14 protein-coding genes are annotated in these 19,796 nt (G+C 64.9%); 8 read left to right on the forward strand and 6 right to left on the reverse strand.

All coding sequences use genetic code 11. The features are described 5' to 3' along the window. The first annotated feature begins 57 nt into the window (after positions 1–57). Complete coding sequence (locus IB275_RS05195; protein ID WP_192290106.1) at positions 58–1,071, forward strand: M14 family metallopeptidase; 1,014 nt, start codon at positions 58–60, stop codon at positions 1,069–1,071. 80 nt (positions 1,072–1,151) lie between these two features. Here the strand turns inward: IB275_RS05195 and IB275_RS05200 are convergent, their stop codons facing one another. Then, positions 1,152–2,735 carry a peptide chain release factor 3 gene (locus IB275_RS05200; RefSeq protein ID WP_054906664.1) on the reverse strand — a complete coding sequence of 528 codons (1,584 nt, stop codon included), beginning with the start codon at positions 2,733–2,735 and terminating at the stop codon, positions 1,152–1,154. A 127-nt stretch (positions 2,736–2,862) separates the two neighbouring features. Next, complete coding sequence (locus IB275_RS05205; RefSeq protein ID WP_192290104.1) at positions 2,863–4,134, reverse strand: cation:proton antiporter; 1,272 nt, start codon at positions 4,132–4,134, stop codon at positions 2,863–2,865. A 447-nt stretch (positions 4,135–4,581) separates the two neighbouring features. Here IB275_RS05205 and IB275_RS05210 point away from each other — a divergent pair, with 447 nt between their 5' ends. The 5 genes from IB275_RS05210 (at position 4,582) to IB275_RS05230 (ending at position 9,868) form a co-directional block, all read left to right on the forward strand. Continuing rightward, positions 4,582–5,298 (forward strand): ABC transporter permease, encoded by a 717-nt coding sequence (locus IB275_RS05210; RefSeq protein WP_192290102.1) that lies wholly within the window; start codon positions 4,582–4,584, stop codon positions 5,296–5,298. Between the two features lie 26 nt (positions 5,299–5,324). After that, positions 5,325–6,263 (forward strand): glycine betaine ABC transporter substrate-binding protein, encoded by a 939-nt coding sequence (locus tag IB275_RS05215; RefSeq protein ID WP_192290100.1) that lies wholly within the window; start codon positions 5,325–5,327, stop codon positions 6,261–6,263. Position 6,264: 1 nt separating this feature from the next. After that, positions 6,265–6,930: an ABC transporter permease gene (locus tag IB275_RS05220; protein ID WP_081517409.1), complete on the forward strand. Its 666-nt coding sequence runs from the start codon at positions 6,265–6,267 to the stop codon at positions 6,928–6,930. 2 nt (positions 6,931–6,932) lie between these two features. Continuing rightward, positions 6,933–8,099, forward strand: coding sequence for an osmoprotectant ABC transporter ATP-binding protein OsmV (locus IB275_RS05225; protein ID WP_138212232.1), 1,167 nt, complete (start codon positions 6,933–6,935; stop codon positions 8,097–8,099). Between the two features lie 605 nt (positions 8,100–8,704). Further along, the gene (locus IB275_RS05230) at positions 8,705–9,868 is read left to right on the forward strand and encodes a type III PLP-dependent enzyme (RefSeq protein WP_192290098.1); all 1,164 of its coding nucleotides are present in this window, start codon (positions 8,705–8,707) and stop codon (positions 9,866–9,868) included. Between the two features lie 212 nt (positions 9,869–10,080). Here the strand turns inward: IB275_RS05230 and IB275_RS05235 are convergent, their stop codons facing one another. From IB275_RS05235 to IB275_RS05245, 3 genes are all read right to left on the reverse strand, one after another. Further along, positions 10,081–11,883, reverse strand: a complete 1,803-nt coding sequence (locus IB275_RS05235; protein WP_192290096.1) for a phosphoethanolamine transferase CptA — start codon at positions 11,881–11,883, stop codon at positions 10,081–10,083. Positions 11,884–11,980: 97 nt separating this feature from the next. Then, entirely contained in the window at positions 11,981–12,775 is a 795-nt protein-coding gene (locus IB275_RS05240) for a tetratricopeptide repeat protein (RefSeq protein ID WP_192290094.1), read from the reverse strand. A gap of 6 nt (positions 12,776–12,781) precedes the next feature. Continuing rightward, positions 12,782–13,462 carry a Fe2+-dependent dioxygenase gene (locus tag IB275_RS05245; protein WP_192290092.1) on the reverse strand — a complete coding sequence of 227 codons (681 nt, stop codon included), beginning with the start codon at positions 13,460–13,462 and terminating at the stop codon, positions 12,782–12,784. A 201-nt stretch (positions 13,463–13,663) separates the two neighbouring features. Between IB275_RS05245 and IB275_RS05250 the strand changes: the two genes are divergently transcribed. Both IB275_RS05250 and IB275_RS05255 read left to right on the forward strand, forming a co-directional pair. Continuing rightward, positions 13,664–15,922: a TonB-dependent receptor gene (locus IB275_RS05250; RefSeq protein ID WP_151189441.1), complete on the forward strand. Its 2,259-nt coding sequence runs from the start codon at positions 13,664–13,666 to the stop codon at positions 15,920–15,922. A 206-nt stretch (positions 15,923–16,128) separates the two neighbouring features. Beyond that, on the forward strand, positions 16,129–18,660 hold the full coding sequence (locus tag IB275_RS05255; protein ID WP_225607830.1) for a sulfite reductase flavoprotein subunit alpha: 2,532 nt from the start codon (positions 16,129–16,131) through the stop codon (positions 18,658–18,660). A gap of 180 nt (positions 18,661–18,840) precedes the next feature. Here the strand turns inward: IB275_RS05255 and lpxO are convergent, their stop codons facing one another. After that, positions 18,841–19,740, reverse strand: coding sequence for a lipid A hydroxylase LpxO (gene lpxO, locus IB275_RS05260; RefSeq protein ID WP_138212927.1), 900 nt, complete (start codon positions 19,738–19,740; stop codon positions 18,841–18,843). Positions 19,741–19,796: the final 56 nt, after the last annotated feature.

Here is a 19,796-nt window from a genome sequence, read left to right on the forward strand (position 1 = left end):
GAGCAGACAGAGGCGAGACAGAGGCGAGACAGAGGCGAGACAGAGGAGAGAAGGCAGATGATCGAGGACGTATCCTTCAGCGTACCCGGTGATTCAGGTGCCGAGCTGCGCGTGCGCGCCTGGCGTATCGATGGCGGCAGGCCGGGGCCGAAGGTGCACCTGCAGGCCGGTGTGCATGCCGATGAAATCGCCGGGATGCTGGTGCTTCACGAACTGCTGCCACGCCTGCGTGATGCCGCCGAACGCGGTGCGCTCAATGGCAGCGTGACGGTGGTGCCGCAGGCCAATCCCTTCGGCATCGCGCAGTTCCGCCAGGGACGGATTCTCGGTAGGAACCACGACGCGACCTCGCGCAACTTCAATCGTGGCTTCATCGCCTCGGCGGCCGCCAGTGGCACCCTGGATAACCTCACGCTGTGGCAGAAACGTGTGGCAGAACTGGCCGCGCCGGCGGATATCGTGCTCGACCTGCACACCGATGACGAGGCGCTGCAGTATGTCTACATCCACGAGTGCTTCTGGCCTGTCGCGCAGGACCTCGCTGCCGCCCTTCGCGCGGAGCTGGCGATCATCTGGGAAGGCGATGGCGATGGGGCGTTCGAAGAGGTGGTGATCGCCCCGTGGCTGGCCGAACAGCGCTTCGCCGGGCGATTGGTGGCAACCGTCGAACTGCGCGGCCAGGGTGACGTCAGCGACGCGCTGGCACAGCAGGATGCCGATGGTCTCTACCGTTTCCTGGGCGCCCGTGGCGTGGTGAGCGATGCCGGGCCGTTGCCGGAGTGGAAGGGAGTTGCCACGCCAATGGGCTTCATGGAAACCGTGTTCGCCCCGGCTGCCGGCGTGCTGGTTTTCGAACGCGAGCTAGGCGAGTACATCGAGGCGGGCGAGCGCTTCGCGCGCATCATTGCCCGCCCCGGCGACGCCAGCAGCGAGCACATCCTGCTCGCACCGCAGAGTGGGCTGCTTGCCACACGCTATCGCGACCGGCTGATCCCGCAGGGCGCCATCGCTGCCAAGCTGACCGGCAGCGCGACTTCCAGCACCTGGAGTTCGGGCGCACTTGATCCGTAACGCAGAATTGCTCCTGCGAGAATCCGATCGGCGCAAATGAAAACGCCCGCGCAAGGCGGGCGTTTTCGTGAGCGGCGAACTCAGTGGTGTTCGCGGGTGGCGCGGAAGGTGATGTCCGGCCAGCGCTCTTCCATCAGGCTCAGGTTCACGCGGGTCGGGGCCAGGTAGGTGAGGTGGCCGCCGCCGTCCACGGACAGGTTCTCGAAGGCCTTGTCCTTGAACTCCTTGAGCTTCTTCTCGTCCTTGCACTCGATCCAGCGCGCGGACCAGACGTTGATCTGCTCGTAGGCGCACTCGACCTTGTATTCCTCCTTCAGGCGGCTGGCGACGACGTCGAACTGCAGCACGCCGACGGCGCCGAGGATGATGTCGTTGTTGCGCTCGGGGAAGAACACCTGGGTGGCGCCTTCCTCGGCCAGTTCCTGCAGGCCCTGGCGCAGCTGCTTGGACTTGAGCGGGTCCTTCAGGCGCACGCGGCGGAACAGTTCCGGGGCGAAGTGCGGGATGCCGGTGAAGCCCAGCGCCTCGCCTTCGGTGAAGGTGTCGCCGATCTGGATGGTGCCGTGGTTGTGCAGGCCGATGATGTCGCCGGCGAAGGCCTCTTCCAGCTGCTCACGCTCGCTGGAGAAGAAAGTCAGCGCGTCGGCGATCTTCACGTCCTTGCCCAGGCGCACGTGGCGCATCTTCATGCCCTTCTCGTACTTGCCCGAGCAGATGCGCATGAAGGCGATGCGGTCGCGGTGTTTCGGGTCCATGTTCGCCTGGATCTTGAACACGAAGCCGGAGAATTTCTCCTCGGTCGGCGCCACGGTGCGTTCGTGGGCGCCACGCTCCAGCGGTTGCGGGGCCCAGTCGACGATGCAGTCGAGCACCTGGTCGACACCGAAGTTGCCCAGCGCGGTACCGAAGAACACCGGGGTCATCTCGCCCTTGAGGAACGCGTCCTTGTCGAACTCGTGGCAGGCGCCCTGCACCAGTTCCAGCTCTTCGAGGAAGTTGTCGTAGAGGTCGCCCAGGTGCGCGCGTGCTTCGTCCGAGTCGAGCTTGTCGATGACCTTGGTCTCGATGCGCTCGTGGCCGTGGCCCGGCACGTAGACGATGATCTTGTCCTGGGCGAGGTGATACACGCCCTTGAAGTCGCGGTAGCAACCGATCGGCCAGGTGATCGGCGCGGCCTTGATCTTCAGTACCGCTTCGATTTCGTCGAGCAGCTCGATCGGGTCGCGGATGTCGCGGTCGAGTTTGTTGATGAAGCTGACGATGGGCGTATCGCGCAGGCGGCAGACTTCCATCAGGGCGATGGTGCGCGGCTCTACACCCTTGCCGCCGTCGAGGACCATCAGCGCCGAGTCCACCGCGGTCAGGGTGCGGTAGGTGTCTTCGGAGAAGTCTTCGTGGCCGGGGGTGTCGAGCAGGTTGATCATGTGCTCGCGGTAGGGGAACTGCATCACCGAGGTGGTGATGGAGATGCCGCGCTGCTTCTCCATCTCCATCCAGTCGGAGGTGGCGTGGCGGTCGGACTTTCGCGACTTCACGGTACCGGCGACGGCAATCGCCTTGCCCATCAGCAGGAGCTTCTCGGTAATGGTGGTCTTACCGGCGTCGGGGTGGGAAATGATCGCGAACGTACGGCGCTTCGCGACTTCGGCGGCTTGGATGCTCATGGATGGGTGCCTGGTCGATTCGGTGAAGACGGGCGGCGAGCGGCCCGAAAAGCGCGGGATTATAGCCTGATTCGAGGCGTCGCCGGCAGACCCGGCGACGCAAGGCGCTTGGCCTTTGATGGGGCTTTCAGTGATGGCTGTCGGCGACGGTCTCGGCGCCCTTGTAGATGCGACGCACCAGCGGGCCGATGGACAGGCCCTGGAGCAGGATCGACACCAGCACCACCACGTAGGTCAGGCTGAGGATCAGGTCGCGCTGCTCGCCCAGCGGCAGGGAGAGCGCCAGGGCTACCGAGACGCCGCCACGCAGGCCACCCCAGACGAGGATGCGGATGGTGCCGGCAGGTACCTGGCGGCGGCCGTTTTCCCGCTGACGCAGCACGAGGATGGCCGGGGCCACGGTGAGCAGGCGCGAGATCAGCACCGCGCCGCCGAGGACGAAGGCGGCGACCACGTGCAGCCAGTTGAATGGCAGCAGGAGCAGCTCCAGGCCGATCAGGGCGAACAGCAGGGCGTTGAGGATCTCGTCGATCAGCTCCCAGAACTTGTCGATGTAGCGCCGCGTCTCGTCGGACATGGCGTACTGCCGCGCCTGGTTGCCGATGATCAGGCCGGCCACCACCATGGCGATCGGCGCCGACACGTGCAGCCGTGCCGCCAGCGCCGCGCCGCCGATCACCAGGGCGAGCGTCAGCATGACTTCCACCTGGTACTGGTCGATGCCACGCATCATCAGGAACACCCCGTAGCCCAGCGCCGCGCCGAACAGGATGCCGCCGATGGCCTCCTGCACGAACAGCCAGGCGATGGAGGACACGGTGGGTGTCTCGCCGGCCAGCAGGATGCCCAGCAGGATCGTGAAGACCACCACGGCGGTGCCGTCGTTGAACAGCGACTCGCCGACGATGGTGGTGGCCAGCGGCTTGGGCGCGCCGGCGGACCTGAGGATGCCCAGCACCGCGATGGGGTCGGTGGGCGAGATCAGGGCGCCGAACAGCAGGCAGTAGATGAAGTCCACGTGCCAGCCAAAGAGGGCGAAGGTGTAGTAGGCCAGGTAGCCGATCACCGTGGTGGCGATCAGCACGCCGAAGGTGGCCAGCAGGCCGATGGGCCACTTGTAGTTGCGCAGGTCGGCGAGGTTCACGTGCAGCGCGCCGGCGAACAGCAGGGCGGGCAGGAACCAGGTCATCAGCACGTCGGAGAAGTCGATGCGGCTGATGATCTGCTGCATCTCGACTTCAAGGACCGGATAGCCGAGCAGCGACATGCCCTGGGCGATGAAGGAGAACACCAGGGCGGTGGCCATGACACCGATGGTCGGCGGCAGGCGGATGAAGCGGTAGTTGACGTAGGTGAGCAGGGTGGTCAGCGCGATGAACGCCGCAGCCAGATCAAGCATGGTGAAGGATCTCCGTGGTAGGCAAGACGCCGGCCCCGAGTGACCTATCCATGGGTCGGGGGCACGCGAAAGGAACCCGATGATAACCGCTGAGCGAAACCGCGTGCGTGTTCGCCGGGCGCATCCGGCGTTGGGCAAGTGCACCGGGGCGATGGTTCAGCCGGTGCAGCGATTTTTTTGAAAAAAACTTTGTCACCCACAGCCCCCGGACCATGGGGCCTGACGCCGATTTCGCCTGCGCGCGATGGCACAAAGATGGCAAATTTATTGAACGGATGGGCACGGACGGGGGTCCACCCCTTCGCGACGGTAATCCGCAAACGCATTCGCAAGTGCTTGATTCCCGTCGCGTTTAATTGCGGTCCCAGATGGGTTTCTGGACGGGATCGAGCGTCATGTGAGCGGGGCGATGCCAGTCGCCGCGCACCCGAAGGGAGTCCCCCAACCATGGTGAAAACCACCACGGGCAAGGCCCTGTTCGGCGTCTGCTTCGCAGTCGTTGTTCTGGCTTTGCTGATCCACTGGATCACCCCTGCCACCTTGTGGCAGTACCGCGAAGACCTGCTGTTCTACCTGCAGGCACACCTGGTCCTGGTGTTCGCATCCATGCTGGCCGCCGTTGCGGTCGGTATTCCCGCCGGCATCCTGCTCAGCCGGCCCGCTCTGCAGGGGCAGGCCGAACGCCTGATGCAGGTGTTCAACGTCGGCAACACCATCCCGCCGCTGGCCGTATTGGCCATTGCCCTGGCGATTGTCGGGATCGGCAACGGTCCGGCGATCCTCGCGCTGTTCCTAGCATCCTTGCTGCCCATCGTGCGCAACACCTACGAAGGCCTGCGCGCCGTGCCGGCCTCGCTCAAGGAAGCGGCCACCGGTATTGGCATGACCCCGCGCCAGGTGCTGCTGCGGGTCGAGTTGCCCAACGCCGTGCCGCTGATCATGGGGGGCGTGCGCATCGCCCTGGCGCTGAACGTGGGTTCCGCTCCGCTGGCCTTCCTGATCGGCGCCAACAGCCTGGGCAGCCTGATCTTCCCCGGCATCGCCCTGGACGACCAGTCCAAGCTACTGCTCGGAGCCGTGTGCACCGCGCTGCTGGCGCTGGTGCTCGATGGCCTGGTGGTGCTGTTCAGCCGCACCGTGCTGGAACGGGGGCTGACGCAATGAAGGGACTCGATTTCAAAGGAGCCGGCATGAAACGTCTGCTTGGCGCGCTGGGCCTGCTGCTCGCCGCCGCCACGGGAGCGGCGCACGCGGCCGACGTGATCCGCATCGGCGGCAAGCCGTTCACCGAACAGCGCATCCTCACCGCCATCACCGCGCAGTACCTGCAGAGCAAGGGCTACGAGGTGAAGGTCACCAACGGCCTGGGCAGCACCCTGGCACGCAGCGCCCAGCAGAGCGGCCAGCTGGACCTGGTCTGGGAGTACACCGGCTCGTCGCTGATCGTCTACAACAAGATCAAGGACAAGCTGGATGCCCAGCAGTCGCTGGCCAAGGTCCGTGAGCTGGACGGCAAGAAGGGGCTGGTCTGGCCCAAGCCGGCGCCGTTCAACAACACCTACGCCCTGGCGATGCCCGAGGAGCAGGCCGAGCAACTCGGCGTGCGTACCCTCAGCGACCTGGCGCGGGTGATGAAGGAGCAGGGCGCGAAGAAGACCCACCTGTTCGCCATGGACCCGGAATTCGCCGGGCGCCCCGACGGCCTCGCGCCGATGAGCGAGCTGTACGGCTTGCACTTCACCCGCGACGACGTGCGGCAGATGGATGCCGGGCTGGTCTACACCGCGCTGAAGAACCGCCAGGTGTTCGTCGGCCTCGTCTACACCACCGATGGTCGCCTGAAGGACTTCAAGCTGCGCGTGCTGGAAGACGACAAGCACTTCTTCCCCTTCTACAACGCCGCCCCGGTGCTGCGCGCCGATGCGCTGCAGAAGCATCCGGAGCTGAAGACCCTGTTCGAGCCCATCTCCGACCTGCTCGACGACAAGACCATGCAGGCGCTCAACGCCCAGGTCGACATCGAACAGGAGCCGCCGCAGCGCGTGGCGCAGAAGTTCCTGCGCGAGCACGGCCTGCTGGGCGACAAGGCCAAGCCTGTCGAGGAACAACCCGCACAGGAGGAAAACTGACATGGACTTCATGACCGTGATTTCCCGCCTGGACTGGACCCAGGTCGGGCAGCTGACCCTGCAACACCTGATGCTGGTGTCCATCGCCGTGGGCCTGGCGATCATCGTCGGCGTGCCGCTGGGTGTGCTGATGACGCGCTTCCGCTGGCTCGCCGGGCCGCTGCAGGGCGCCGCCACCGTGGTGCTGACCATCCCGTCCATCGCGCTGTTCGGCCTGATGCTGCCGCTCTACTCGAAGATCGGCCAGGGCCTCGGCCCGCTGCCGGCGATCACCGCGGTGTTCCTCTATTCGCTGCTGCCGATCCTGCGCAACACCTACCTCGCGCTGACCAATGTCGAACCCGGCATCCGCGAAGCCGGCAAGGGCATCGGCATGACCTTCTGGCAGCGCCTGCGGATGGTCGACATCCCCATCGCCGTACCGGTGATCCTCGCCGGCGTGCGCACCGCCGTGGTGATGAACATCGGCGTGATGACCATCGCCGCGGTGATCGGTGCCGGTGGCCTGGGCGTCCTCATCCTCAATTCCATCAGCCAATCCAACATGCCCATGCTGGTGGTCGGCGCCGTGCTGGTGAGCCTCTTGGCCATCGCCGCCGACCTGCTGCTGCAATGGTTGCAGCGTGCGCTCACCCCGAAGGGCCTGCGCCCGCAGACAGGAGACTGAACATGATCGAACTCGACCAACTGACCAAGACCTTCACCCTCAAGGACGGCAAGGAATTCCGTGCCGTGGACAAGGTCAGCCTGACTGTGGAGAAGGGTGAGATCTGCGTGTTCCTCGGCCCCTCTGGCTGCGGCAAGACCACCACGCTGAAGATGATCAACCGGATCATCCAGCCCACCTCCGGGCGCGTGCTGATCGACGGCCAGGACACCGCCGAACTGGACGAGGTGACCCTGCGCCGGCAGATCGGCTACGTGATCCAGCAGATCGGCCTGTTCCCCAACATGACCATCGAGGAAAACATCATGGTCGTGCCGCGCCTGCTCGGCTGGGACAAGCAGAAGTGCAAGGAGAAAGCGCGCGAGCTGATGGCCATGGTCAAGCTCGAGCCCAAGCAGTATCTGTCGCGCTACCCGCGTGAATTGTCCGGTGGGCAGCAACAGCGTATCGGCGTGATCCGCGCACTGGCGGCCGACGCGCCGCTGCTGCTGATGGACGAGCCGTTCGGCGCGGTGGACCCGATCAACCGCGAGTCGATCCAGAACGAGTTCTTCGAGTTGCAGCGCAAGCTGGGCATGACCGTCATCATGGTCAGCCACGACATCGACGAGGCGATCAAGCTGGGCGACAAGGTGGCGGTGTTCAAGAGCGGCCGGCTCCTCCAGTACGATCACCCGGACACCCTGCTGGCGCACCCGGCGGACGAGTTCGTCAGCGCCTTCACCGGCCAGGACAGTACCCTGAAGCGTCTGCTGCTGGTGCGTGCCGAGGATGCCGCCGACAGCAGCATCGTCACCGCCAACCCGCAGACCAGCGTCGCCGAAGCGCTGGAGAAGATGGAGGAAGACGACCGCCGCTACCTGGTGGTGGTCGACGCCAACGGCAAGGGGCTGGGCTACGTACGTCGCAAGGACATGCGCCGCAAGGAAGGCGCGTGCAGCGACTTCCTCAACGAATTCCGCGTGACCGCCAGCCACGACGAGCACCTGCGCATCCTGTTGTCGCGCATGTACGAGTTCAACAGCTCGTGGCTGCCGGTGCTGGATGCCGAGGGGCAGTTCCTCGGCGAGGTGACGCAGGAGTCGATCGCCGATTACCTGAGCTCGGGCCGCTCGCGTGGGCGCAAGACCAACATCGTGTCGCCGGCGGAGGTTGCTCAGGCTTCCTGATATTTCCAGCGGGCACGTGCCCCTCACCCTAACCCTCTCCCGGAGGGAGAGGGGACCGTCCGCGGTTTGTTGCCAGGCCAGCGTCAGCCTGTCCATCTGCGACAAACTTCCGGCCTGCTCGGATTACCCCCTCTCCCTTTGGGAGAGGGCAGGGGTGAGGGGATGGCCCCCGCTCCGAAATTCCCGAAAAATCCCCTCCCGCACCACCCATCCCAAACAGCTGAACTCCCCCCTCTGTCACCGGTCGTTAACTCAGTAGGACGATGATGCAGAAACGCGTCGAAAGCCCCGTTCTGTGCGGTATTCCGTGCATTTTGTTGAGTATCCAAAACAGTCAACCGGCAGTGCGACAAAGGGATGCGAAAAAGCGGCAATTCAGGGTTGAACTCAGGGACTTCAGGTCCTAAAGTTCGCGCCCGAACGTCCATGCTGGAAACGATCCATCCGGCTCAAGTACTGACGACGAGAGGCACCGGCTCCATTGACCGGTACCGGTGATACTCGGCGACATGCCTTGGGAAGTAGGCGAACCAAAGTGGGGAAACGGATTCGACGTTCAGCTTCACCCCTACGAATAACCTGTTCTGCCATTTGGAGTCCCAACCATGTCCATCAAGGTCGAGGATTACTTCGCCCCCGAAACCTTCCAGCGTATGAAGGCGTTTGCCGACAAGCAGGAAACCCCCTTCGTCGTCATCGACAAGCAGACCATCGCTGATGCCTACGACCAGCTGACCGGCTGCTTCCCGTTCGCCAAGATCTATTACGCGGTGAAGGCCAACCCGGCCACCGAGATCACCGAGTTGCTGCGCGACAAGGGTTCGAACTTCGACATCGCTTCCATCTATGAGCTGGACAAGGTGATGAAGACCGGCGTGCGCGCCGAGCAGATCAGCTACGGCAACACCATCAAGAAAGCCCGCGACATTCGCTACTTCTTTGATAAGGGCGTGCGCCTGTTCGCCACCGACTCCGAAGCTGACCTGCGCAACATCGCCAAGGCCGCGCCGGGCTCCAAGGTCTACGTGCGTATCCTCACCGAAGGCTCCACCTCGGCTGACTGGCCGCTGTCGCGCAAGTTCGGCTGCCAGTCGGACATGGCCATGGACCTGCTGGTACTGGCCCGCGACCTGGGCCTGGTGCCCTACGGCGTGTCCTTCCACGTCGGTTCGCAGCAGCGCGACATTGGTGTGTGGGACGCGGCGATTGCCAAGGTGAAGGTCATCTTCGAGCGCCTGAAGGAAGAGGACGGCATCGAGCTGAAGCTGATCAACATGGGCGGCGGGTTCCCGGCCAACTACATCGCCAAGACCAACAGCCTGGAAACCTACGCGGAAGAAATCATCCGTTTCCTCAAGGAAGACTTCGGCGACGAACTGCCGGAAATCATCCTGGAGCCGGGCCGCTCGCTGATCGCCAACGCCGGCATCCTGGTCAGTGAAGTCGTGCTGGTGGCGCGCAAGTCGCGTACCGCCGTCGAGCGCTGGGTGTTCACCGATGTGGGCAAGTTCTCCGGCCTGATTGAAACCATGGACGAGTCCATCAAGTTCCCGATCCACGTGGAGAAGGCGGGCGAGCTGGAGGAAGTGGTGATCGCTGGTCCGACCTGCGACAGCGCGGACATCATGTACGAGCACTACAAGTACGGCCTGCCCCTGAACCTGGCTGCTGGTGACCGCCTGTACTGGCTGTCCACCGGCGCCTACACCACCAGCTACAGTGCGGTGGAATTCAACGGTTTCCCGCCGCTGAAGGCCTTCTACCTGTAAGCCATGCTGCCCTGAAAGAGCCCCGCTGATGCGGGGCTTTTTCTTTTCTGACGGCGTGGACGGGCGATGGACTGAATCCGCTACGCACTGTTGTCGGAGCGAGCCATGTCAGCGATCGCGCCCATGGGGCGATCCTGCAGATTGAGTCCATGGGTGGGGCCGAATGAAAAACGCCCCGCAGGAGCGGGGCGTTTCATCGCATCACGGGAGACTCAACCCTCCTTGGGTTGCGTCTGCACCGGAGCCTGGGCCGTGGCGGGAGCCTTGGCGTCCTTGGCGATTTCCTGTTCCGGCGCGGCCTTGTCCTGCGGCAGCTTGTCGAACTCGTGCAGACCGTCCTTCTTGTACGGGTCGCCGATCCAGCGCGGGGCGGCGGCGAACTGCTCGTTCACCAGGCTCTTGGCCGGTTCGTAACGGTCGTAGCTCAGGCCGGCGAGGTCCGACAGGGTGTGGATCAGGTGCGAGCTGCTGTACGAGCGGTTGGCCACTGCCTGCAAGTCGCGCGGGTGTTCGGCCTGCCAGCTCGGCGAGGTCCAGACCATGAACGGAATGGTGTACATCGGCCGGGTCGGGTCCATCTCGTTGCGGCCCAGACGGTCGTGGTTGCCCGAACTGTAGACTTCCTCGCCGTGATCGGAGAGGTAAAGCATGAAGCCGTTGGCGTTGGCGGCCGAATAGCGCTTGATCAGGCTCGACACCACGAAGTCGTTGTAGCGCACCGCGTTGTCGTAGAAGTTGTAGGTCTCCACCTGGTCATCCGACAGCGCCGAAGGCACGCCCTGGCGGTCCTTGAAGTGGGCGAACTCTTCCGGGTAGCGGTAGCGGTAGTCCATGTGCGTGCCCAGCAGGTGGACCACGATGAACTTCTTCTGCGCCGGGTCCTTCAGGGCCTTCTCGAACGGGTCCAGCACCACGCCGTCGTACTGGCTGGCGTTCTGGTTGCGCTGGTTGTTCAGGTACGCCTGCTCGTCCGTCTGCTGGGAGAAGGTGGTGAGCATGGTGTTGCGCTTGGTCATCGTCTGCTGGTTGGTGATCCAGAAGGTCTTGTAGCCTGCCTGTTTCATCAGATTGATCAGCGACGGATCTGTGAGGAACCTGTCGGGGTTCTGTTCATCACCGAAGGTGAGGATCTGCTGCATCACCTCGATGGTGTAGGGGCGCGGCGCGACCACATTCTGGAACACGGTCAGGCCCTGGCCGCTGGCGGCGAGGGCGTCGAGGTTCGGCGTGGTGTCGCGGCCGTAGCCGTGCAGGTGCATGTGCTGGCGGGTGGTGGATTCGCCCAGCACGAGGACCAGGGTGCGCGGCTCGTTGCCGCTGCTGTCCTTGAGGTTCTGCAGGGGCGGCAGCGAGGCGTTCTGTTGCAGCAGCTTCTGCATGTTGTCCAGCTGCTGGCGGTACTGGACGTAGCCGACCACCAACTGCCACGGTACCGCCGGCTCCATGCGCGACTGCACCTTTTCCACCGCCTGGGCGAAGGTGCGCTCCTGGGTGACCATCTGCTTGTAGAAGGGGTAGAACAGGTTCAGCACGACCAGCAGCACGGCCAGTGGCACGCGGGCATAGGCCGGCATGCTGATCGGGCGGATGCGCTTCCACAGCACCACGGCGACCACGCTGTAGGCCAGCAGCGCCAGGCACAGCCAGAGGCTGAAGTACTGGCTGAAGTACTCGCCGGCTTCGGCGGTGTTCGACTCGAACATCACGAAGATGACGCTCTGCGAGAACTCCTGCTTGTAGATGCCGAAGTAGCTCAGGCCCACCAGCGAGGCGCCCCAGAGCACCAGGCCGATGACGGCGGCAATACCCCTGGTGAAGCGCGGCAGCAGCAGCGGCGGTGCGAGCCACAGGCTGCTGAGGAAGAACGCGTCGCGGAAGCCGGCAAAGCCAGTGGTGCCGCTGAACAGGATCAGCGCCTGGGTAACGCCGGAGAAGTACCAGAAGAACAGCAGGAGCCAGCCCAGGGCGGCCCAGTCCACGCGTTTGCGCGCTACGGGGGATGTGGTGTTCGACACTTGCGCCTCGTCGTTACGTGGCGGCTGCCGAACGCTCCGGCAGCCAGGTTAGCCGGCAAAGCTAGCAGGGGTGGCGTGAAAATTACGTCAAGGGGCGTCAGGCGACGCCCATCTGCGCGGCGAGGTGATGCAGGTCCGACTCGTCGCCCAGTTCGGCGGCGCGCTGGAAGTAGGCCAGGGTCAGCTCGCGCAGGCTCGGCGGCATGGAGGCGGCGAGCTGGTGGCGGGCCACGCGCAGGAAGTTGAGGTTGCCGCCTTCCAGCGCGCGCTCCAGCCAGATGCGCGCGGCTGGCAGGTCGCCGCGCTCGGCGAGCACCGAGGCGTGGCTGAACTGACCACGGAAGTCACCGGCCTCGGCCGACCGGCGGTACCACTGGCGCGCGGTATCCAGGTCGCGCGGCACCACCAGGCCCTCCTCGTGGAAGCGACCGACCAGGTTCATCGACTTGGCGTGACCCAGCGTCGCTGCGCTCTGGTACAGCGCCAGTGCGCGGGCGTCGTCGCGTTCCACGCCACGGCCGGTGGAGAGCAGGTTGGCGAGGTTGTACATCGCCCAATCGAGTTTCTGCTGCGCAGCGATGGCGTAATGACGGGCGGCGCCGGCCTCGTCCTTCGCGCAGCCCCAACCATGCTCCAGGCAGCGCCCGAGCATGTTGCGCGCCATGGCGTGGCCGCGTTCGGCGGCGATGCCGAACCAGGTCAGGGCAAGGCTGACGTCCTGCTCGATGCCGTGGCCGTCGAGGAGGATCTGCCCGAGCAGCGCCTGGGCTTCGAGGTCACCCTCGCGGGCGCCGGTCACGATGAGGCGGGCGGTCTGTCGCGGGTCATCGGCGAGCTGGCCGGTGAGGTCTTCGACGTTGATTTCTTCAGTGCGACGCAGGATGAAACTCATGGCGGGTCAGACGTCCACCCAACGGCGCAGCAGGTTGTGGTAGGTGCCGGTCAGCTCGATCAGCGCCGGATGGTCCGGCACGTCGCGGGTCAGCGCCTGGATCGACTGGTCCATCTGGAACAGCAGGGCGCGCTGGCTGTCCTCGCGCACCAGGCTCTGGGTCCAGAAGAACGAGGCGATGCGCGCCCCACGGGTCACCGGGTTGACCTTGTGCAGGCTGGTGGCGGGGTAAAGCACCAGGTCGCCGGCCGGCAGCTTGACCTGCTGGGTGCCGTAGGTGTCCTGAATCACCAGTTCGCCGCCGTCGTAGTCCTCCGGGTCGCTGAAGAACAGCGTCGAGGACACGTCGGTGCGCACTCGCTCGCGGCCGCCCTGGGTGTCGCGCACGGCGTTGTCGATGTGGAAGTCGAACGAGCCGCCGCTGGTATAGCAGTTGAACAGCGGCGGGAACACCTTGCTCGGCAGCGCGGCCGACTGGAACAGCGGGTTGCTCCACAGGCGCTGCAGCATGGCTTCGCCGATCTCGCGGGCCAGCGGGTGGTCCTGCGGCAGTTGCAGGTTGTGCTTGGCGCGGGACGACTGGTAACCGGCGGTGACCTTGCCGTCGGCCCACTCGGCCTGTTCCAGGGCGGCGCGGATGCGCGTCACCTCATCGCGGGTGAAGACGCCGGGAATGTGCAGCAGCATGGGCCGGTTCCATCAGATTCGATAATTTGCCAATGATAATGATTTGCAACATATCGGTACAACCGGCATACCCCTACTTCCGACAGGGAGAAAGTGTAAAAGTTGTAAATCATGTGCGTATGGTAATGAATGTGAATTGATACAAATTCTCAGTTGCAATAAATTGCGCGGCCTTCATGAACCCCTGGGGAGGGAGTTTCGATGTCGCGTCAATCCACCGAGTTCGCCGGCAGCAAGCCGCGCCTTCTAGTCAGCGCTGTCGGCGTGGCGATCACCGCCATGTCAGGCGCTCAACTGGCCCATGCTGACGAAGCGCCGAAGAAGTCCGGCCAGGACGTGCTGTCCCTGGACGCCGACACCGTCGTCGGCACGCAGCAGCAGGACCCGACCACCTACAACGTCGAGAAGTCCTCCAACGAGAAGTACACCGCGCCGCTGCTGGATACGCCCAAGACCGTCACCGTGATTCCGCAGCAGGTGATCAAGGATACCGGTGCGCTGACCCTGCAGGATGCGTTGCGCACTACGCCCGGTATCACCTTCGGGGCAGGCGAGGGTGGCAACCCGGCGGGTGATCGCCCGTTCATCCGCGGCTTCAACGCCGAGAGCGACACCTTCCTCGACGGCATGCGCGACGTCGCCTCGCAGACCCGCGAAATCTTCAACATCGAGCAGATCGAAGTGAGCAAGGGCCCGGGTTCCGCCTACACCGGCGCCGGCTCCACCGGTGGCAGCCTGAACCTGATCAGCAAGACCGCCAAGCAGGCCGACTTCAACGACGCCAGCGTCGTGCTGGGCACCGACCAGACCCGCCGCACCACCCTCGACGTCAACCACATGCTGGGCGACAACGCGGCCTTCCGCCTGAACCTGATGAAGCACGATGCCAACGTCGCCGGCCGCGACGAGGTGAATGTCAGCCGCTGGGGCGTCGCGCCGACCATCACCTTCGGCTTCAACACGCCGACCCGTGCGACGCTGTCCTACTACCACCTGTCCACCGACGACATGCCCGACTACGGCATCCCGCTGACCCTCACCGGGCGCAGCGAGCGCAACCCGAGCAAGCCGGTGTCCGTGGACAAGAGCAACTTCTACGGCCTGAACGACCGCGACTATCGCAAGAGCACCACCGATACCGGGACCTTCCGGATCGAGCACGACCTGAACGACAACCTGACCCTGTCCAACAGCTTCCGCCTGGTGCGCACCACCCTCGACTACATCGTCACCAACCCCGACGACAGTCGCGGCAACGTCGCCAACGGCCTGGTCTATCGCTCCTCGAAGAACCGCAACTCCACCTCCAAGGGCTGGGTCAACCAGACTGACCTGAAGTCCACCTTCGACACCGGCTTCGTCGGCCACACCCTGGTGACCGGTATGGAGTTCAGCTACGAGGACGTGCACAACCGCCCGTACGTGATCACTCCGGGCGGCGGCAGTGGCAACATCTGCACGCCATCGCTGATCGCCAGCGGCGACTGCACCAGCCTGAACAAGCCGACCCCGGGCGACCACTGGACCGGCAGCATCACCGACAGCGCCGCCTTTACCGACACCGACACCAAGACCGCCTCGGCCTATGTGTTCGATACCCTCAAGCTCAGCGAGCAGTGGGACCTCAACCTCGGCCTGCGCTACGACGACTTCGAGACCCGCTCCAGCGGTTATTCCACCGGGGGCCGCGGCTCGCCCGCCGGCGATTTCGACCGCCAGAACAACTCGCACTTCTGGAACTACCAGCTCGGCGTGGTCTACAAGCCGGCGCCCAACGGCAGCGTCTACGCCGCCTGGTCCACTTCCAGCAACCCCAGCGGCGAGACTGCCGGTGAAGGCGGTGGCGACCTGGCCCTGGCCAACACCAACCTCGATCCGGAACGCAACCGCAACTACGAGATCGGCACCAAGTGGGCGTTCTTCGACGAAGCGCTGTCGCTCAATGCAGCGATCTTCCGCACCGACAAGACCAACGCCCGTGTTGCCTCGCCGGATGACTCCACCGTGCAGGTGCTCGATGGCGAGCAGCGTGTGCAGGGCGTCGAGCTGGGCTTCAGCGGCGCGCTGACGCCCAAGTGGAAAGTCTTCGGCGGCTACACCTACCTGGACAGCGAGATCCTCAAGTCCAGCGTGGCCAGCGACGAAGGCAACCGCATGCCACAGACCGCACAGAACAACTTCACCCTCTGGTCGACCTACGACGTGCTGCAGAACTTCACCGTGGGCGGCGGCGCCACCTACGTCGACGAGCAGTACGGCAACACCGCCAACAGCACCATGATCCCGTCCTACTGGCGCTACGACGCCATGGCCAAGTACGTGATCAGTAAGAACGTCGACCTGCAGCTCAACGTGCAGAACCTGACCGACAAGCGCTACTTCGACCAGGTCTTCAGCACCCACATGGCCCACGTGGCCCCTGGTCGCACCGCGCTGCTGGGTGTCAACGTCCACTTCTGAGAACGAGCTCCTTCCGTTGGGGCGCGCACCTCTGGCGCCCCGCCCCGGCCGATGCTCCTCGGCCGGGGCTTTTCTTTGTCCGGGGCTGGCTCCCGTTCGGCAAAGGTAAGGCCAGGGTAAAGATTGTTAAATCGGCTGCGCTTGCGAGCCATTCTCATTAAAATGCCCGCCCTGCGTGAAGGGTCTGCGAAGGTGAAGCCGCGGTGTTGAAGAAAGTCCTGTTCCAGTTGCATTGGCTGTTCGGTATCAGCGCAGGTCTGGTGCTGGCGCTGATGGGCATCACCGGGGCGATGCTGTCGTTCCAGGATGAAATCCTGCGCGCCATTAACCCCGAGAGCCTGGTGGTGGAAAAGCGCGCCGAAGCCGTGCTGCCGATGGACGAACTGATCCGCCGGGTGGAGAGCGCCGAGCCGGGCAGGAAGGTTTCCTTCCTCTGGCTGAAGACCGAGGGCGTGGAGTCCGCGCGCATTTTCTTCACCCCGCCGCCGGGCCAGCGCCGGGGCGAATCGCGCTATGTCGACCCGTACACCGCGCAAGCTCTGCCCGCGCCAGTGGGCGAGGGCGCCTTCATGTTCATCATGCAGCTGCACCGTTTCCTCGCCGCCGGCGAAGTCGGCCAGCGGATCACGGCCGCCTGCACCCTGATCCTAGTGTTCTTCTGCCTCTCCGGCCTGTACCTGCGCTGGCCGCGCAAGGCGCTGAACTGGCGCACCTGGCTGACCTTCGACTGGCGCAAGAAGGGCCGCGCCTTCAACTGGGACCTGCACGCCGTCGCCGGCACCTGGTGCCTGGTGTTCTACCTCCTGGCCTCGCTGACCGGCCTGTACTGGTCCTACGAGTGGTACCGCAACGGCCTGTTCAAGCTGCTCGACGACGCCCCTGCCGGCCAGCGCGGCGGCAAACGTGGCCCGGCGCCCGAGGGCCCGCCGCCGGTGGTGGATGCCACGGCCATCTGGAACACCGTCGCGCAGACCGGCGGCCCCAACATGACCGCCTACAACCTGCGCCTGCCGCCGGTGAAGGGCCAGCCGGCCACTGTGTTCTACCTCCTCGATGATGCCGCCCACGAACGCGCCTTCAACGAGATGACCATCGACCCGGCCAGCGGCAAGCTGCTCAAGCACCGCCGCTACAACGACAGCAGCGCCGGCAAGCAACTGCTCACCAGCGTCTACGCCCTGCACGTGGGCAGCTACTTCGGCCTTACCGGGCGCATCCTGATGATGCTCGCGAGCCTCGCCATGCCGCTGTTCTTCATCACCGGCTGGCTGCTCTACCTCGACCGCCGCCGCAAGAAGCGCGCCGCGCAGGCCGCCCGTGGTGAACTGGGCAGCAACGCCGCTGGCGCCGACTCCTGGCTGGTGGGCTATGCCAGCCAGAGCGGCTTCGCCGAGCAACTGGCGTGGCAGAGCGCCGGCCAGTTGCAGGCCGCCGGTTTGCCGGTGCGTGTCGAGCCACTGGGCAAGCTGGATCGCGCGCAGCTGGAGCAGACCCGCAACGCGCTGTTCGTGGTCAGCACCTTTGGCGAAGGCGAGGCACCGGACAGCGCCCGTAGCTTCGAACGCCAACTGCTGGGCCAGACCCTCGGCCTCAATGACCTGCGCTTCGCCATCCTGGCCCTGGGCGACCGCCAGTACGAACACTTCTGCGGTTTCGCCCGACGCATGCAGGGCTGGCTGCAAGGGCAGGGTGCGCGCCCGCTGTTCGACGGCGTGGAAGTGGACAACGGTGATGCCGCTGCGCTGCACGACTGGCAGGTCCGTCTGGCGGAGCTCTCCGGCGCCGCGCCGCAAGTGGCGTTCACTGCACCAGCTTTCGAGGTCTGGACGCTGAGCGGTCGCGAACACCTCAACCCCGGCAGCCAGGGCGAATCCACCTGGCTGCTGCGCCTCACCGCGCCGAACGATTCGCAGATCGACTGGGCTGCCGGCGACCTCGTGGAAATCGTTCCGCGCCAACCGGACTTCCTCGTCGCCCGCTGGCTCGAGCGCCTCGGCCTCGATGGTGCTGCCAAGGTGCAAGTGGATGGCCTGGCCCTGCCGCTGAAGGACGCCCTGGCCGGCTGCCTGCTGCCGGGCAACCTCGAGCACCTGGTCGGCCAGCATGGCCAGGCGGTTTACGACGCGCTGATCAAGCTCTCGGTGCGCCAGTACTCCATCGCCTCGTTGCGCAGCGCAGGCGCCCTGGAGCTGATCGTCCGCCAGGAGCAGCACGCCGACGGCTCGCTGGGCATCTGTTCCGGCTGGCTGACCGAGTACCTGCCCGAGGGCGGCAGCCTGCTGCTGCGCCTGCGGCGCAACCGCAGCTTCCACCTGACCGAGGAGGATCGCCCGCTGATCCTGATCGGCAACGGCACCGGTATCGCCGGCCTGCGCGCACTGCTGCAGGCGAGCGTGGCCGAGGGCCGGTCGCGTAACTGGTTGTTGTTCGGCGAGCGCAACATCGCCCACGACTTCTACTGCCGCGAGGAACTGGAAGGCCTGCTGGCGCGCGGCGAACTGCAACGCCTGGATGTCGCCTTCTCCCGCGACCAGGCCGAAAAGCTCTACGTGCAGGACCGCCTGCGTGCCAGCGGCGAAGTCCTCGCCCAGTGGCTCGACGACGGCGCGGCGATCTACGTCTGCGGTAGCCTGCAGGGCATGGCCGAAGGCGTCGACCGCACCCTGCGCGAGATGCTGGGTGACGCCGAGGTCGAGGCTCTGCTGGAGAGCGGGCGCTACCGCCGCGATGTTTACTGAGCCGAAGCGAGCCCCGACCGGCTCTTCGTAGGAGTGGGTCATGCCCGCGCCACCGGCAAGGCCCGCAGGGCGTACAACTGAACGGTTGTACGCCCTGCGAAGTCATCAGCTCAAGCGAAAAGGCCCCCGCGAATGCGGAGGCCTTTTTGATTTCAGACGCAGCTCATAGCCACAAGCGGCTCATATCCACAAGAACAATGCCAGCACCGCTGCGAAGAAGCCCCACTTCTGCAGGTAGTACAGCTTGCGGTTGCGCTTCTTCAGGGCCTTGCCATGCAGGCGGATCTTGTACAGCGAAGCGAAAGCGCGGTTGATGCCCCCGGTCTTGTCGCCCGCGTCGTTGGGCGAGGCCGCTGCGGCCATCACGTTGCGACTGAACCAGCGATTGAACGCCGTCACCCAGCCGTATTTCAGCGGCCGCTCGATATCGCAGAAGAGGATCACCCGGTCGTGATCCGTGGTGTTCTCGGCGTAGTGGATATAGGTCTCATCGAACACCACCGCCTCGCCGTCGCGCCAGTGGTAGCGCTCGCCGTCCACCTCGATGAAGCAGCCCGGGTCATTCGGCGTCAGCAGGCCCAGGTGGTAGCGCAGCGAACCGGCATAGGGGTCGCGGTGGCGCACCAGGCGGGAGCCCGGCGGCAGCTCGGCGAACATCGCTGCCTTCACCGACGGAATCTGCCGCAGCAGCTCGGTGGTTTTCGGGCACAGCGCGTCGGCGGACGGGTGGCTGTCGTCGTACCACTTCAGGTAGAAGCGCTTCCAGCCGGTCTTGAAGAAGGAGTTGAAACCCACGTCGTTGAGCTGGTCGGAACGCTTGATGCTACCGGCGTCGCGCAGGTGCAGGGCTTCGCTGCGGATGGCTTCCCAGTTGTCGGCAAGCAGGCGCATCTCGGGGAATTCATCGGTCGCCAGGTACGGCTGGCTCGGCACCCGTGAGAACAGGTACATCAGGCAATTGATCGGCGCCAGGAAGCTGGAGTGGTCGCTCAACTGGCGCGTGAATTTGTGGCGCACCCGCCCACGCAGGTGGACATAAACGATGCTCAGGCCGAAGGCGGCCAGGATGGCGGCTTTGATCATTCGGGGGGAGATTTCCACGGGTCTAGAGGCGGGATGGTACTCCTCCTGAGCGT

This window comes from Pseudomonas sp. PDM21 (genome assembly GCF_014852505.2).
In the GTDB taxonomy this organism is placed as follows: domain Bacteria; phylum Pseudomonadota; class Gammaproteobacteria; order Pseudomonadales; family Pseudomonadaceae; genus Pseudomonas.